The sequence below is a fragment of the Prevotella sp. ne3005 genome (assembly GCF_900110085.1).
GTDB lineage: Bacteria > Bacteroidota > Bacteroidia > Bacteroidales > Bacteroidaceae > Prevotella.
Window position 1 is genome coordinate 60,472 of sequence record NZ_FOCK01000011.1, and the last position, 15,698, is coordinate 76,169.

Annotated in this window: 11 protein-coding genes and 1 riboswitch; of the genes, 8 read left to right on the forward strand and 3 right to left on the reverse strand. The window is 51.2% G+C overall.

Annotation, left to right across the window (positions count from 1 at the left end; genetic code table 11):
• From BMY16_RS13990 to BMY16_RS14000, 3 genes are read right to left on the reverse strand one after another with little or no spacing between them, the layout of a single operon-like run.
• Nucleotides 1-2,103: a TonB-dependent receptor plug domain-containing protein gene (locus BMY16_RS13990; protein ID WP_091843686.1), complete on the reverse strand. Its 2,103-nt coding sequence runs from the start codon at nt 2,101-2,103 to the stop codon at nt 1-3.
• On the reverse strand, nt 2,100-3,263 hold the full coding sequence (locus BMY16_RS13995; RefSeq protein ID WP_170836124.1) for a sirohydrochlorin cobaltochelatase: 1,164 nt from the start codon (nt 3,261-3,263) through the stop codon (nt 2,100-2,102). Before BMY16_RS13995 ends, BMY16_RS13990 begins: the two co-directional genes overlap by 4 nt.
• Nucleotides 3,250-5,361 (reverse strand): TonB-dependent receptor plug domain-containing protein, encoded by a 2,112-nt coding sequence (locus tag BMY16_RS14000; RefSeq protein ID WP_244513070.1) that lies wholly within the window; start codon nt 5,359-5,361, stop codon nt 3,250-3,252. The genes BMY16_RS13995 and BMY16_RS14000 overlap by 14 nt, the downstream gene beginning before the upstream one ends.
• 31 nt (nt 5,362-5,392) lie before the next feature.
• A riboswitch (cobalamin riboswitch) is annotated at nt 5,393-5,604 on the reverse strand.
• 113 nt (nt 5,605-5,717) lie between these two features.
• On the opposite strand from BMY16_RS14000, the gene BMY16_RS14005 reads away from it, so the two are divergent.
• The 8 genes from BMY16_RS14005 (at nt 5,718) to BMY16_RS14045 (ending at nt 15,601) form a co-directional block, all read left to right on the forward strand.
• Complete coding sequence (locus BMY16_RS14005; protein WP_091843691.1) at nt 5,718-7,148, forward strand: metallophosphoesterase family protein; 1,431 nt, start codon at nt 5,718-5,720, stop codon at nt 7,146-7,148.
• A gap of 39 nt (nt 7,149-7,187) precedes the next feature.
• A complete protein-coding gene (locus BMY16_RS14010; RefSeq protein WP_091843785.1) occupies nt 7,188-8,519 on the forward strand; it encodes a cobyrinate a,c-diamide synthase in 1,332 nt (443 codons plus the stop codon).
• Nucleotides 8,516-9,787: a precorrin-6y C5,15-methyltransferase (decarboxylating) subunit CbiE gene (cbiE, locus tag BMY16_RS14015; RefSeq protein WP_091843694.1), complete on the forward strand. Its 1,272-nt coding sequence runs from the start codon at nt 8,516-8,518 to the stop codon at nt 9,785-9,787. The genes BMY16_RS14010 and cbiE overlap by 4 nt, the downstream gene beginning before the upstream one ends.
• 59 nt (nt 9,788-9,846) lie before the next feature.
• Nucleotides 9,847-11,148, forward strand: a complete 1,302-nt coding sequence (locus BMY16_RS14020) for a glycosyl hydrolase family 8 (RefSeq protein ID WP_411267785.1) — start codon at nt 9,847-9,849, stop codon at nt 11,146-11,148.
• Complete coding sequence (gene cobM / locus BMY16_RS14025; RefSeq protein WP_091843700.1) at nt 11,148-12,923, forward strand: precorrin-4 C(11)-methyltransferase; 1,776 nt, start codon at nt 11,148-11,150, stop codon at nt 12,921-12,923. The genes BMY16_RS14020 and cobM overlap by 1 nt, the downstream gene beginning before the upstream one ends.
• A 477-nt stretch (nt 12,924-13,400) precedes the next feature.
• Nucleotides 13,401-14,615, forward strand: coding sequence for an AAA family ATPase (locus BMY16_RS14035; protein WP_091843705.1), 1,215 nt, complete (start codon nt 13,401-13,403; stop codon nt 14,613-14,615).
• Nucleotides 14,608-14,937 (forward strand): hypothetical protein, encoded by a 330-nt coding sequence (locus BMY16_RS14040; RefSeq protein WP_091843708.1) that lies wholly within the window; start codon nt 14,608-14,610, stop codon nt 14,935-14,937. The genes BMY16_RS14035 and BMY16_RS14040 overlap by 8 nt, the downstream gene beginning before the upstream one ends.
• A 13-nt stretch (nt 14,938-14,950) precedes the next feature.
• A complete protein-coding gene (locus BMY16_RS14045; RefSeq protein WP_091843710.1) occupies nt 14,951-15,601 on the forward strand; it encodes a GIY-YIG nuclease family protein in 651 nt (216 codons plus the stop codon).
• Nucleotides 15,602-15,698 lie beyond the last annotated feature (97 nt).

The window sequence follows — 15,698 nt, forward strand, 5'->3', positions numbered from 1 at the left end:
TTACTTGAACTTCAGTTTCAGGCCTACGACGAGCATGCGGCCAGGAGAGTAGAGTGCATATTTGCGGGTGGAGGAGTCGATGCGGTCGTCCACCTTATTAAACAGGTTGTCGATGCCAAGGCTGGGTTCTATGAAAGCCCATCGTGCCACATCGAAGCTGTGGGTGGTATGGAGGTTCCAGATGCCGAATCCTGGGGCATCCTCATAGGTGCCAGTATAGTAGGTCTTCGACTGCAGGCGTCCGTTGAGGTTCACGTTCAGACCATAACGCCCCCACACATGGTGGTAGTTGGCAGCGATGGTGGCTGTATTGCGGATGCTACGCTCAAGGACGGTCCACTCTTCCCCACTCTTGGTGCGGGCGTAGGTGTAGGCATAGTTGGCAGAGAGGTTAAAACCCCGGAAGAGATTAGCCGAGACATTCACCTGCAGACCTTTGATGTCGCCCTGATCGCTGTTCTGATAGAGGGCGTAGCTTACCATCTTGTTGGCCTGATCCTGTGTCATCTCAGGAAACTCGACCATCAGCATCTGTCGCGAGGCATCGTCTACGGGCACGTTTTGTTTCACCACCATATCGTTGATGCGATTCAGATAGCCCGTCACGCTGACGGCAATCACCTCGTCGCGGTATTCGGCATTGAGCGAGAAGTAATGGCTCTTCTCAGGATGGAGGTCCTGATTACCGAAACTGATCTGGGCCTTACCACGATTCACGGAGAAATAGTGGTAGTAGAGCTCGTCGAGCCCTGGGGCACGGAAGCCTGCCGAGTAGGTGGCACGGAAGCGGAAATTCTGAGGGGCATACATCAGCGTGACCTTCGGGGTGAGATGATTGTTGAAGGTCTCGTGATGGGTCAGGCGCAGTCCGAGGGTGGCGGTGAAGTCTTTCATCAGCCTCATCTCGTGCTGGGCGTAGGCAGCAAGACTATAGACCTGCTGATCGATATCGCCTGAAGAAGCTTTGAGATAGTCCTGACGCCAGTCGGCTCCGAAGATGGTGGTAGAGTGTTTCGTCAGTCCGAGGATGGCTTTGACGTTGCCTTCCATCATACGCTGTTTCTTCGATTGCACGTAGTCACCAACGGCATAGTCTTTTGTGGCCACATCATACTCCTTACCATAACGGAAACGGTCGACGGTGAAGTCGGCCTGCAGGGAGTTGCGATTGGTGAATTTATAGATGCCGCCCACGTTCCAGCGGAAACCTTTATAGCGCATCTCGTAGTCGGTACCACCTGTGATGTCTTTGCGGGTATCCGGACGGTCTGTTATCTTATATGAATAGTCTAAGCCCGCATTGAGCGCCAGATGCTGATTGGGGGCATAGGTGAATTTCTGTCCTATCTGGTTGGAACGATAGCCCGTAAAGAGAGGCGCAATCGTCTTTTGGGTCTCTGTGTCAGAGCCCTTGACGTATTCTAATTCAGTAGTTTGGTAGCTGTCGGCACGGTCGTGTGAGAACGAGGTGTAGGAGCCGAAGCCGTTCTTGTAGATATCGAGCGTGACATTCTCCGTAAGTTGTCCATAACCTGACACCCGGGTGTCGCTCATCACACTGATCATACTCTGTGTGGGCTGGTCGGTGATGATGTTGATGACACCTGCGATGGCATCGCTGCCATAGAGCGACGAGGCAGCACCATCGAGCACCTCGATACGCTTCACGCGGGCCATGTTGATACGGTTCAGATCGACATTGTTGGAGATGTCGCCATTGAGTTTCTGACCATTAATCAAGATCAGTATATACTTGTTTCCCAAGCCGTTAAGACGCAGGAAGGTTCCCATCGAACTGGGAGCCATCGACGCCTGGGGCATCATACGGGTCAGAGCACCGTCGAAGGTGGTGATACCCTGTTCGCGGATCTCCTGTGAGGAGAGAACGTGGACGGGCGTGGCTGTGCTTTTCAGACGCTGGTGATGACCAGAACCCGTCACCACCACAGGATTCAGATTATAGGAACGACTGACGGCTGTTGTGTCGCTGCGCTGCATCTTATGGATTTGTGCCTGGGTGGAGGAAAAAGGGAGAGATGCTGTCATCACGACAGCACCTCCCAGACAAAACCTATATAATAATACACGTAATAATTTCATCATTCCTCAGGCGCTGTGGTTGGTGTAGACAGAGCCTCGTCTGTGCCAAGCTTGTTAATGGCCTGACGCGTGTGGTTCATCCACAGGTTGCGAACGGCACTACGCTCTGCCAGTCCGGGGATATAGCCCTCGCCACTCTTGTACTTCTTCCAGCAGGCCTCCGAGAAGTTTGCCTCATAGGCTGCGGTCTCGATGCCGGCAGCGTTGAACAGCGAGAACCAGCTCTCGTCGTCTTCCTCGTCAGCCATATCGTTGTGGGCGTGGTCACCAGCAATCGACATCAGGGGATAGAGCTGTCCCTTCTTGGACAGGTTGACATCGTAGTTCATGGTGTACATCATGTCGCCCACAGAGAAGTTGAACTTACCTCCTTTGATGTGCTCCACCACGTCCTCTGCGTAGGTCTGGTCCATGTCCACGGTTCCCACATAGTAGTTGGGGTTCAGCTCGCGCAGGTAGCTCTCCAGCTGCAGGTAGCGGATGTTACCACCGTAGTAGTCGTAGCCCTCGGGGTTACCATGACCCATGAAGGCGACGATGCCCTCGGCCACAGCAGCCTTCACGTCAGCCTCGTTGTTCAGGGTCTGGGCCAATGCCTTGGCGTCGCTCTCCTCAGCCATCAGCGGGGTACCCACTACGACCTGACGATCGAGACTCTTCATATATTTGTCGCTGAAGTCACCATTACGGTTGTTCATGAAGTCCTTTACATAGCTGTCGCGCACACGACGATACTCCTCACCAGGAATCACCTGCAGCGACTGTACCACTACCTGCTGATAGCCAGCAAGGCCAATGGCTGTGAGCCAGTGCTCGGGATCGTAGTAGTCTTTCGGATCAACGTTCTCACCAGCACGGGCGTTGTTGATACAAATGGCTGAAGAGAAGGAGAGATACACATCCCAGCCAGAGAACTGAGCCTTGTAGTCATCCACCACCTTGTCGAAGGTGTCGTAAGCCTGCTCCCAAGTAGAACCGAAGGCTACGAGCAGGATCACCTTGTTACTCTTCTTCTGCGTGTTCACGGTCTGATTGACGGCCTGCTGATAGCGGTCGTAGTTAGACTGTTTTCCGTTGTTGTCATCGTCACTGTTACATGCAGTAAACGTTGCGCTGGCGATGAAAGCCATCATGGCCAGCATCAAATACTTAATCTGTTTCATTTTCCCTTGAATTAAAGTTTGATTTATATTTGTTTGTAAGTTTCTTGCCTTGATTGAACCGTACGGTAAGGGCGGCATAGATGGTGCGTCCAGGCGTGGTGGTACCCAGATGCAGACCATGAGGCGTGCGGTCCACGTAGTCGAAGATATTATCGACACCAGCCTCGATGCGCCACATCTTACCTAACTGATGGGTGGTGGAGAGGCGCCAGAGCTGATAACCGTCGCCATCGCCATCAATCTGATAGTAGCGCTTGCTGGAGAGGCGGCCGTAGAGGCCTACACCCAACTGGTAGCGCTTCGAGAACTCATGATTCCATGTGGCGTAGACATTGGCTTTGTGGTGGGCCATGCCGTCGATCGTCACCTCGTGCATCACATCTTTTTCAGAGTCATACTGATTGGCCTTGGTGTCGAGATAACTGTAGGAGCCACCAGCTGTGAAGTGACGACCCTGATAACGCACGGTGAAGTCGACGCCATAGGTCTGGGCATCTTCCATATTCTGATACTGGCGCACACGGATAGGGTCGTATTTCGTGATCAGGTCGCCAGGGGCATCCTTGAATGGGATGGTGACGAGGGTGATCATGTCCTTCACCTTGTTATAATAGGGGGCGAGGGTCAGCGTCAGGTGGCCCACGGTGTATTCCACACTCGCTCCGAAGTAGTTGGAGGTCTGAGCCTTCAGGTCTTCATTGCCAAGGTAGAGGTAGACGCCATTCATGTTCTTGATATACTGATAGTGCAGTTCCTTGGGCGTGGGGGTCTTATACCCCTGGCTCCATGTGGCGCGCAGACGAAGGTCGCCCAGTTTCAGCATGGCAGAGACCTTGGGCGTCAGTCGGGTGCCAAAGCCCTCGTTACGAGTCAATCGCAGACCTGCCGTGATATAGAGCGGATTCAGCAATTCCCACTCATCCTGCACGTAGACGGCCTGGGTATTATCCGTCGCCTTGCCTCCTGCCACGCGCATCGGAGCCTTGAGCCAGTCATAGCGATACTCCAGCCCTGCACTCAATCGCTGTTCGTAGGGCAGCTCAAACACACCCTTCAGCTGGATGTTCGTCAGTCGCTGGTCACTCTGCAGTTCCTTGTCGCCAGGGAAGTAGGGGTAGTAGTTGGTGAAGCGCCCGTTCACATAACCATCCGTCAACGTCGTGTCGGTATAGGTATAGTAGTAGGCATGTTTCTTCCAGTCGGCATCGAGGGTGATATAATCCGTAGTATTGAGTTTCCACTTGCCACCAATGGAGGCCGAGGCATTGTCATACTGCAGATCCCACGTCTTCACGTCGACACCGGGATGATGGCCACAAGGACGGTAGATGCGCTTCCAGTAGATGCTGCCATCGGCATAGAGCTCTATCTGAGGCGTCAGCTGATAGGTGAGCCGCTCGGCAATCTGCCAGTTGGTATGACGATTCACGGTTTTGTTGCGAGAGTCGGTGATATGATACTCCGTCTGCTGGATAGCCTCCTCTGAGGTGTTCTGCCACCCGTCGCTGTGCTGCAGCTGGAAGTTGGTATAGCTCGACAGCTTGCCATAGTTTAGGGCGATGCCATCGTGCTGGCGGATGTCGCCATAGCTCCCCACCCTCGTGGTGTTCTCAGCCATCAGTCCCTTCTCACGATGTTTCTTGGTGATGATATTGATGACACCTGCGATGGCGTCGCTGCCATAGAGCGCGCTCGAGGCTCCTTTCACAATCTCTATCTTCTCGATGTTATGCGGGTCGATGAGGGCGAGGTCGTTCTCACCACCATTGTCGCCATAGAGCCGACGACCATCAATCAGAATCAGTACGTAGGAGTTGCCCAGGCCGTTCATCTGCAGGTGGGAGCCCATATCGTTCTCGCTGAAGTCGAAGCTGGCGGTGAGTCCTGAGAGGATATCCTCAATGGAGCGGCCGGCATACTGCTGCAGCTGACGGTGGCTGATCACCTCCGTCTGTACGGGCGCATCTTTCAGCAGGTGCTGTGTTCCAGTACCCGTCACCACCACTTCCTGAAGACTGTCCTGACGCCAGACATCCGTCTGAGCCCACGTAACGACAGCCAGAAGCCATAGGCCAATAGCCAATCTGATCCTCATCATTTTTCCTTTTTCCGCACCGCTAACTCCTGAACGGGCATCGTTAGAAATAGGCAGGTCTTCATGACTCTCCCCAGATTGCCTTACCTTCCCGACAACTTCAATCTTCAATCTTCAATCTTCATCGTCAGTGGCGTTATACAGGCAAACCCACTAATGGGGATTACAGCTGCAGGTACAGTTCCGGACTCTCACCGGATTCCCTTACATCAGGCGGCATCGGCCACCAGATTGCCATATTTCGGGGGCAAAGGTACGAATAAGCAGGCAGAAAACCAAATAAAAGCCGAACTTTTTTTGGATTTATCAGATATTCTCCTTATCTTTGCAAACGGAAACGACAAAAAACCAGAGAACAAATGAGACGACTCTTCAGCATGATGATAGCACTTTGGGGCTGCCTGCTCGCGACTGGGGCAGACACGAAGATAACCGTACTTTCGGACATCCACGTCATGGCGCCCGAACTTATCGTCAACGACGGTAAGGCCTGGCAGGATTTTCTCGCTGCCAAGCGCACCATGCTCGACTACAGCACGCAGCTCTTCGACGAACAGGTGGAGAGGCTTGTGGCTGAGCGCCCCGACATTGTGCTCATCACAGGCGACCTGACGAAAGACGGCGAGACATCCAGCCACCGCCTCGTGGTAAGCCAGCTCGACAGGCTCAGGACGGCAGGCATCAAGGTGCTGGTGATTCCCGGCGACCACGATCTGGGCATGCCCTCCGCACTCATCTACGATGGCGACAAGACATCGAAGGCCGAGACTGCTAACAGTAAGCAGTTTGCCGAATTATATAATATGTACGGCTATAGTGCCGACTCTGAGCGCGACCCCAACTCACTGTCTTACTGCGCAGAGCCCGTCAGCGGGCTGGTGATTGTCGGCATCGCCTGCGACTCGCACGGCCGTTTGGGCAGCTCCAGCCTTTCCTGGATCTGCCAACGCGTGGAGAAAGCCCGTGCCGAGGGGAAACAGGTGCTGGCCATGATGCACTTCCTGCTCTTCCCTCACATCGCCAATATAGAGAAGAAGAATGACTATGTCGTCGAGGGCTACGAGACTGTGCGCGACAAGCTCATCGAGGCAGGCGTCAAGGTGGTGCTCACAGGCCATTTCCACATCCTCGAGATGGCCAAGGACTATCACTCCGACATGTCGGCAGAGGTCTACGAGATTATCACCCCCTCTACGGCTGCCTATCCCTGCGCCTACCGCCAGCTGACGCTCAACAGCGACATGACCCAGTTGAAGGTCGAAACCAAGTATGTCACCTCACTCAAGGGTGTCTCCGACTTCCAGAGCATGGCCAAAGACAGGCTCGTAGACGGAATCACCCAACTGTTTATGAAAGAGGAGGTCGACAACGAGACGGCAGCCAATCTGGCGGCCAAGGGCTTCGTGATACATGCTGAAGGTGGCGAGGATGAGTCGGACGAATCGAAGACCTATCTGGCATTCTACGAGGTAACGAGCTTTCTGCTGAAGCTGACTGGTGCCCTGAACGACATGCTCTCAGAAGTTGGCATGTCGTGGGATATGGTCGACGACACAGTCCGCAGCATGCTGAAGGACATCAGCGGCTATGATAAGGGCAAGCGTGAAGACCGCACTGACGACTTCAGCCTGACCATCGACCTGCCCAAGACTACGCCCTCGGGCATCACCAGCGTCGAGGCCGACAGCGAGCAAGGGGCCTACTACACCCTGCAAGGCATCCGCGTGACAGCCCCCTCAACGAAAGGCCTCTACATCCAGAACGGCCGCCTCAAGCCTGTCCGCAAATAAAGTCTTTTCATAACTTTCAACCAAAATCAACCCAACATGATGGCACCTAAGGCAACATTTCTGATAGCGGCACCCACCAGCGGCTCGGGCAAGACAACCATTGCCAGAGGACTGATGGCTTTGTTCTGTAGGAAAGGTTATCAGGTGCAGCCCTTCAAGTGCGGCCCCGACTATATCGACACGAAATTCCACGAGGCGGTATGCGGCAGACCCAGCATCAACCTCGATACCTTCATGGCCTCGCCAGAACATGTGCGCGAGCTCTTCTCTCACTATGGTGCCGATGCCGATATCTGCATCGTGGAGGGGATGATGGGACTCTTCGATGGTTACGATCGTGAGCGAGGGTCCTCGTATGAGATAGCATGCGTGCTGGATATCCCTGTGGTACTGGTGGTCGATGCCAAGTCTGCAGCCTACTCGATGGCAGCACTCCTCTCTGGTTTCATCCACTTCAGGAAGGATGTACGCATCGCTGGCGTCATATTTAACAAGGTGGGATCGGAGAAGCACTTCCAGATGCTACAGCAGGTGTGCGACGACCTCAGCATCGCGTGTCTGGGCCATCTACCCAAGAGCCCTGCCCTCGAACAGGGCTCGCGCTACCTGGGGCTCGACTTCTCGAAAGAGGCAGAAAGCGAGGAACTGATAAAGGCTTTAGAGGAGCATGTGAATTGGGAGGCGCTGAGCAAACTGGGAGTTTTCTCCGAGGACTCGGCTTTGTCGCCTGCTGCCGTAGGGGCGCAGGAAAGTCTAGGTTTACTCGGAGTAAACCTGGACTTTACTCCGAGTAAACCTGGAGTCCTCATAGCCCGCAATGCTGAGAGCTTCTCGTTCGTCTATCAGGAAGTGATAGATGCTTTCGGTTCTGTAAGCTTCTTCGACCCTGAAACGGAAGTGCCACAGCTAGATGGCATCGAACTGCTCTATCTGCCTGGAGGTTATCCGGAGAAGCATCTGGAGGCACTGGTCGCCAACGCAGCTTGCAGGCAGGCCATCAAGGACTATGCAGAACGGGGTGGAAGGATTCAGGCTGAGTGCGGAGGAATGATGTATCTCTGCGAACGGATTGTGACGGATGAGGGCGATTACCCGATGTGTGGCGTACTGCCCTACTCTATTACCGCCAGGAAGTCTGACCGCAAGCTCTCGCTGGGCTATCGTCAGTTTACACTCGACGGCAAGGCCTATCGTGGACATGAGTTCCACTATACCCAGTTCTTTTCGGAGAAAAGCGGCAAAGCCGAGCGCCTGGGCGAGACACCCAAGTCGCTGGTGCAGGTCTATAACGCCAAGGGCGAGCCTGTATCAACGCCCGTATTCAGACATAAGAATGTCTTAGCCAGTTATACGCATTTGTATCAGATATGAAGTTCATCGTCATAGGTATCACAGACCATCCGCATCCCTTCTTCCCTCCAGAGGTGATGGATGTCATCCGTCAGGGGAAGGTGTTCTCTGGGGGCAAGCGCCACCATGAGATCGTAGGGCCGCTGCTTCCTGAGGATGCAGAATGGATCGACATTACCGTTCCCCTCGATGCCGTCTTCGAACAATATAATGCTCAAAGCTTAAAGCTTAATGCTCAATGCTCCGCTCGGCTTTGCCGCTTGGCTCGTCCAAGAATGCTCAATGCTATCACCGTTTTCGCCAGTGGCGATCCGCTCTTCTTCGGCTTTGCCAATACCATCAGGCGCAGGATGCCTGAGGCAGAGATTGTGCTCTATCCCTCGTTCAACTCCCTGCAGATGCTGGCCCATAGGCTGGTGATGCCTTACCACGACATGAGGATTGTTTCGCTCACAGGTCGTCCCTGGCCTGAGTTCGACAAGGCACTCATGGAGGGAGCAGGGAAGATGGGCGTCTTGACAGATAGGGAACACACCCCTGCTGCCATTGCCCAGCGGATGCTGGATTATAGCTATATTTATTATAAGATGTATGTGGGCGAGCACTTGGGGAACCCTTCGCAAGAGAAGGTTTCTACACTTTCACTCGAAGAAGCCGCGAGGCGCGAGTTCTCAATGCCCAACTGCGTCATTCTTGAATCTGCCAGTCATCTGCCATCAGTCATCAGCCATCCCTTCGGCATTCCCGATGCAGCGTTTACGTTGCTCGACGGCAGGGAGAAGATGATTACGAAGATGCCCATCCGCCTGTTGACGTTGCAGGCGCTTGACCTTCCCAAGAGGCATGTGCTCTGGGATATCGGATTCTGTACTGGTAGTGTGTCCATCGAGGCCCGTCTGCAGTTCCCCCACCTGCATATCGAAGCCTTCGAGATCCGTCCTGAGTGCGAGGCCATCATCCACGAGAATGCCCGCAGATTCGGAGCCCCAGGCATCAGTATACATATTGGCGACTTCCTCGAGGCCGACATCGCTGCCCTGCCCCGTCCTGATGCCGTATTCATTGGCGGACATGGCGGACATCTGAAAGATATCATGGCGAAGGTGCTCACCGTTCTTGCCCCCGATGGTGTCATCGTCTTCAACAGCGTCACCTCGCCAAAGGTGCCTGCAGACAGTAAGAAGCTCTGGGATGAAGCCTGTGCAGAACTCCGTCTGCATCAGGAGCCTCCCCTGCACATACAACTCAACGACTATAACCCCATAGAAATATTAAAGGTAAAAAAGTAAAGGGTAATATGAAGAAATCAACTATTCTGGCATCTTTGCTGATGCTCGCCATCCAAGCGATGGCCCTGACGCCTTGGAAGAAAGGCGCATTTGAAACCAACCAGTACCGTAACCTCTTTGTGGAGATGGGCTACAACCAGGCTGACGTCGACGCAAAGCTGAAGGAAGTGTTCAATGATGTGTTCCGAGGTCCCAACAAGGTCTACTTCGAGGTGGGCGACTCGATGGGCTACGTATCTGATATAAAGAACCACGATGCCCGTACTGAGGGCATGTCGTATGGTCTGATGATTGCCGTACAGTTTGGTGAGAAGGACATCTTCGACCGTCTGTGGCGCTGGAGCAAGAAGTACATGCAGCATCAGGACGGCAACCGCAAGGGCTACTTTGCCTGGAGTTGTAAGACGGATGGCACCCACAATGCCGAGGGCGCTGCCTCGGATGGCGAACTCTATTTCATCACAGCCCTCATCTTCGCCTCCAACCGTTGGGGCAACGATACAGGCATCAACTACAAGGCAGAGGCCCAGCATATCCTCGACTGCATCCAGCCCAAGGAATATACACCAGAGCCTCGTCAGGGTGGATTCCCTGGCTTCGGTCCTCAGCAGACAGGACCTCAGAAGATGTACCTGATAGATCCTGAGACTCAGCTGATCACCTTCACCCCTGATGGCTTCGGACAGCGTTTTACGGATCCCAGCTATCATATCCCCGCTTTCTATGAGGTATGGGCCAAGTGGGCTGACGACGGGCGCTCAGACTATTGGAATGAGTGTGCCAAGAAAAGTCGTGAGTTCCTGCATAAGGCCATCAACGAGCAGACGGGTCTGAATGCCGACATGTGCCAGTATGATGGCTCAGAGATGCAGATGCCCCGCTTCCCTGGCATGCCCCAGCCCAAGCCCGGTGAAAAACCCCGTCGCAATGGTAGCAACAACTTCCGCTACGACTCTTGGCGTGTGCCCATGAACATCACCCTCGACTACGAGTGGAGCTGTGCAGATAGCGAGTGGCAGCAGAAGTATGGCGAGACCATCCAGAACTTCCTCTACAGCCAGGGCGTCAACACCTTCGTAGACCAGTATCGTACAGATGGTTCGCTGCCTGAGGGTGATGAGATCCTGCAGGCTGGCGGCTTCAAGAAACTGCGCCACAGCATCGGACTCGTAGCCACCTCGGCTGCTGCCTCAATGATGTGCAGCCACGATAAGAGCAAGGAGTTTGTGGATGCTCTCTGGAATGCCAAGCACGAGCCCTTCGAAGACGGCTATTTCGATGCCTACTACGACGGGCTGCTGCGCCTCTTTGCCTTCATGCACCTAAGCGGAAATTATCAGATTATCACACCACAGAAATAATGAAGATTGCAGTCATACAAATCAGCGAGGCTGGGCAGGAGATTGCCAGCACATTGAAACAGGAACTCGGCGCCAAAGCCATAGGGCGAGCCGAAGTGGGCAGGCAGTGGAAGGAGTTCGATGCCTTTGTCTTCATCGGAGCCATGGGCATCTGCGTGCGCACCATCGCCCCATTAGTCAACGACAAGCACGAAGACCCAGCTGTGGTCTGTGTCGACAGCATGGGGCTGAATGCCATCTCCGTACTCTCCGGACATATTGGCGGTGCTAACGACTTAGCCCACGAGGTGGCAGCCCTGATAGGAGCCCGAGAGGTGATCACCACCCAGAGCGACAATGCAGGACTCTGGGCACTCGATACGTTTGAGAAGCGTTTCGACTGGTTCACATTGAATGACGAAAAAGAACTGCAGGAGTGCATCTATGCTTTCGTGAATCGAAAGCCCACAGCCCTGTTTTTGGAGATACGCGATGAGGGTACAGACTATCTGGAGAAGACCAAGCCGGAGCATGTGACCATCATCAATGACATCAGTGAGGCAGACCCTGAGAAATACGAGCTGCTGATCATGGTGACACCTTTCGTACGTGCAGAGCCAGATGATATGTGTGTACTGCATTTTATACCGATGGTGGGTACCATTGGCTTTGGTTTAGCTCATCACCCAAAAGTCTTCAGATATATCTACGACGAGATGGCTGAGGCGCTGATCAGTCATGGTATTATGCCTTGTTCACACAGGTATTGCACCATCGATGCGAAGAAAGACGAACCGTTTTGCAGAAGGCTCGAAAAGACCTATGGGGAGAAGGTGGAGTTCTATACAGCAGAGGAGCTGGCGCAGGTGGATGTGCCCAATCCCAGTGCTACCGTTGAGAAGCATGTTGGTACGCCCAGCGTGTGCGAGGCTGCTGCCATCGTAGGCTCTAATCATGGCAAGCTGATCATCCCCAAGATAAAAGGCGAGGACTGGACAGTTGCCCTCGCCATCGACTACAAATATCTGCGAGAGAAGAAAGGACATATCGAGATTGTTGGTGCAGGCCCAGGCGATCCTGACTTGGTCAGCGTCCGAGGCCGTAAGATGCTCGAAAGGGCCGATCTCATCCTCTATGCAGGCTCTCTGGTGCCAAAAGCCCTCACAGAGTGCCATAAGCCAGGAGCCATGGTACGCTCTTCGGCAGACATGAACCTCGAAGAACAGTGTGCGCTGATGAAGCAGTTCTACGACGAGGGGAAATACATCGTTCGTCTGCATACGGGCGATCCTTGTATCTTCGGAGCCATCCAGGAGCAGATGGCCTTCTTCGACCAGAACGGCATGGAGTATCACATCACCCCAGGCATCTCCTCATTCCTCGCTGCCGCAGCCGAGTTGCAGAGTCAGTTCACCATTCCTGAGCGTTGCCAGACCATTATCCTCACGCGTGGCGAGGGCCGTACTCCCATGCCCGAGAAAGAGCAACTCCATCTGCTGGCTCGCAGTCAGAGTACGATGTGCATCTTCCTCTCTGCCGCCATCGTCGATGATGTGCAGCGTGAACTGCTTCAGGAGTACCCAGAGGACACCCCCGTGGCAGCCTGCTATCATCTCACCTGGCCAGACCAGAAGATCTATCGAGGCAAACTGAAAGACCTGGCGAAGATAGTCCATGACAACAAACTAACCCTCACCACCATGCTCGTGGTAGGCGAGGCCATCGACAACCGCCAAGGTCTCTCAGAGCTCTATTCGAAGCACTTCACCCACCTCTTCCGCCAAGGCTGCGATTGAGTGAGAGAAGCCAAAACTCGTTTCAGGCTTCCGAGCATGAGCAGGCTCGACCAAAGGTCAAGGCGATGACGAAAAAGGCTCATAAAAACAACTTGTTTTACTTTCAAAGAGACTATCTTTTAGGAGCGTTTAGCATATCTTTTTAAAGGTAAAACAAGTTGTTTTACTTTTATGGATGACGTTTTCCCCTTTATATAAAGGCATTCCAGCGCATCATGATGGCAGTGATAGTAAACAAAAAACTATCACTCAATTAAACTACCTGATATTCAATCACTTAACACCAAAAGTGATAGATAACTCATTTTTCATCAAAATAAAAATGTTGAAGAAATCACATATTATCCATGAGGATTCACCCTACTCGCCAGAAACCATTTATTTAATTCTTTTTTCTAATAAAAAAGATAAAGTTTCGCTTATTTACATTATTATTTGTATATTTGCAGCAGAAAAAACAAAGAGAATAGACATAATATGAGTGACTTAAAAATATCTGTTAAGGATTTCAGGGCAATCCATAGTGCCAACATTGATCTCAATGGCATTACCGTTATCGCTGGTGTGAACGGAAGTGGTAAGAGTACTCTGTCAAGATTGCTTTATACGATATTTAATAAAGTGAAAACATTAGACGAGGTCTATCGGAATACTTTCAGCTTGGAAATTCAGCCAATTGAAGAAATTTGCCAGCAAATTTATGATACCTTAAAGCCTTCTGATTTTGGCTTAATTATTGGAGGTGAAGTTAAAGATGAGCGTGAGAATACTCAAAAGTGTATATCCTTGTTAGCAGATTCTTTTAACCAAGATGAGAAAACAAAAAGACTTGTCAGCATTATCAAGTATAACTTAGGTATTGATATAAAAGCTAAAGAAGATCTAAATATCATACTTGATAAATTTGACGAAGCAATTGCCAGATATGAAGATCGAAAGAGAAATCGTCCATTTAAGGAATTAGGTAACGAGATAGCATCAGAACTACAAGAAGATAACATCATTAATAAAGTCTCAGTTTCTGAGTATGGCTACACATTCTTTGGGCCAGGCGTAGAAAGTGTTCCTTTGTTGCATAGTGTCAAGTTCTGCACATATATTGATACGCCTAAGAAATTGGAGACTCCTTTCTTTTATAATGAATGGGATCATATTAAAAAACCTAATGATGCAGCATATAATCAAGAGGTAAGTAAATATTTATCGGACAACATTTTGAAAGGTGAGACATCTTATTCTGAAAAGACGAGCAGTCTGATTTATCAGCGCAAAGATGGTCAGACATTCGATCTTTCACAAAGTGCCACAGGTGTGCAGGCCTTCGCCTTTCTCCAGTTGCTCTTGAAAAAGGGACTTATCAATGATCGTTCACTCATTATCATTGACGAGCCTGAAGCCCATTTGCATCCCCAGTGGATAGTGGAATATGCCAAAGTGTTAGTGGAACTCAACAAGAAGACCAAAGCCAGATTCTTTATTGCAACGCACAGTACAGACATGGTTAGTGCCCTCCGCTATATATCAGAGAAAGAAGAGACGCTTGATCATCTCTCATACTATCGGGCTGTTCCTGCAGATGCAGATGCCTATACCTACGACTATCAGAATATGGGTACTGATATTGAACCGATATTCGAGTCTTTCAACAAGTCGTATGAACTGATAGAGAAATACGGAACAGACAATGGCTGAATATACTATAACAGATCCGAAAGGTATTCGGATTAAGAGTCTGCTGTTGTCAGACATTCAAGGTATGCATACCCTTCTAAAGAAAGAAGGGTGTATAGATAGTGAAAACAAATTCACGGATGAACAGAAAGCAATAGCCCTTGATGAAGTTCAAACGCGGATAGCTCAACAAAACAAAACGGACAAACAGGCATCTGCTGACGTGTTGTTCAAACAAAGCGTATTGACCCCTACCCAGTACAACCGCCTAGAACGCCAGTTTGCAGGCAATCCCCAGTTCCGCTTTGTGAATGCAATAGACTTTTGGAAGTTATTTGATTAGATATTACTAAGATATGAACAACAAAGAACCTGGTTACGTTTACATACTGACCAATCCCAGTTTCCGCGAGGATTGGGTAAAGATCGGAAAGAGCAGTCGTCCTGTGGATGTGAGAAGCAAAGAACTGGATAATACTGCTGTTCCCTTACCCTTCGAGATATTCGCCACGATGAAGACCACGAAATACAATGAGGTTGAAAAACTGGTACATAAAACCATTGATCGCCTCACCGATTTGCGCATCCGCCAGAATCGTGAGTTTTTCAATGTAGCTCCACAGATGGCACTCGACATCTTCCGTGATATTGCTATGACGATAGACGATGCAGAGGTGACACTATATGAAGATAACAAGCCCATCGTAGAAAGCGAACATAAGGAGCCTCAGAAACGAGAGGTGAAACGCCCCCGTTTTAAATTCTCTATGTGTGGGATTAAGATTGGCGAACAAGTTACCTTCGACCCAACGGGTCTTGTCGTTAAGGTTGCTTCCGATGATAGCATCGAGTACGAAGGACGCATCTATAAACTCTCCCCTTTCGTTGGCACATTTATGCCAGAAGAACATCGTAACACCTCTGGTGCCTATCAAGGTGCAAAGTATTTCTCATATAATGGGAAAGTGCTGGATGAGATTAGGAAAGAAAAAGAAATACATTGTTAATTTATATAAATTTCAAGTCACAGATATATGGCAACAACAAATATAAAGAATACAGAGATATCCATCTTTTTGCAAGAAGTTTAGAAATTAGGCAGTG

What these genes read in the sequence shown, in the direction of transcription:
- BMY16_RS13990 (WP_091843686.1), bottom strand. Translation starts at nt 2,103, where the DNA reads ATGATGAAATTATTACGTGTATTATTATATAGGTTTTGTCTGGGAGGT.
- BMY16_RS13995 (WP_170836124.1), bottom strand. Translation starts at nt 3,263, where the DNA reads ATGAAACAGATTAAGTATTTGATGCTGGCCATGATGGCTTTCATCGCC.
- BMY16_RS14000 (WP_244513070.1), bottom strand. Translation starts at nt 5,361, where the DNA reads ATGATGAGGATCAGATTGGCTATTGGCCTATGGCTTCTGGCTGTCGTT.
- BMY16_RS14005 (WP_091843691.1), top strand. Translation starts at nt 5,718, where the DNA reads ATGAGACGACTCTTCAGCATGATGATAGCACTTTGGGGCTGCCTGCTC.
- BMY16_RS14010 (WP_091843785.1), top strand. Translation starts at nt 7,188, where the DNA reads ATGGCACCTAAGGCAACATTTCTGATAGCGGCACCCACCAGCGGCTCG.
- cbiE (WP_091843694.1), top strand. Translation starts at nt 8,516, where the DNA reads ATGAAGTTCATCGTCATAGGTATCACAGACCATCCGCATCCCTTCTTC.
- BMY16_RS14020 (WP_411267785.1), top strand. Translation starts at nt 9,847, where the DNA reads ATGGCCCTGACGCCTTGGAAGAAAGGCGCATTTGAAACCAACCAGTAC.
- cobM (WP_091843700.1), top strand. Translation starts at nt 11,148, where the DNA reads ATGAAGATTGCAGTCATACAAATCAGCGAGGCTGGGCAGGAGATTGCC.
- BMY16_RS14035 (WP_091843705.1), top strand. Translation starts at nt 13,401, where the DNA reads ATGAGTGACTTAAAAATATCTGTTAAGGATTTCAGGGCAATCCATAGT.
- BMY16_RS14040 (WP_091843708.1), top strand. Translation starts at nt 14,608, where the DNA reads ATGGCTGAATATACTATAACAGATCCGAAAGGTATTCGGATTAAGAGT.
- BMY16_RS14045 (WP_091843710.1), top strand. Translation starts at nt 14,951, where the DNA reads ATGAACAACAAAGAACCTGGTTACGTTTACATACTGACCAATCCCAGT.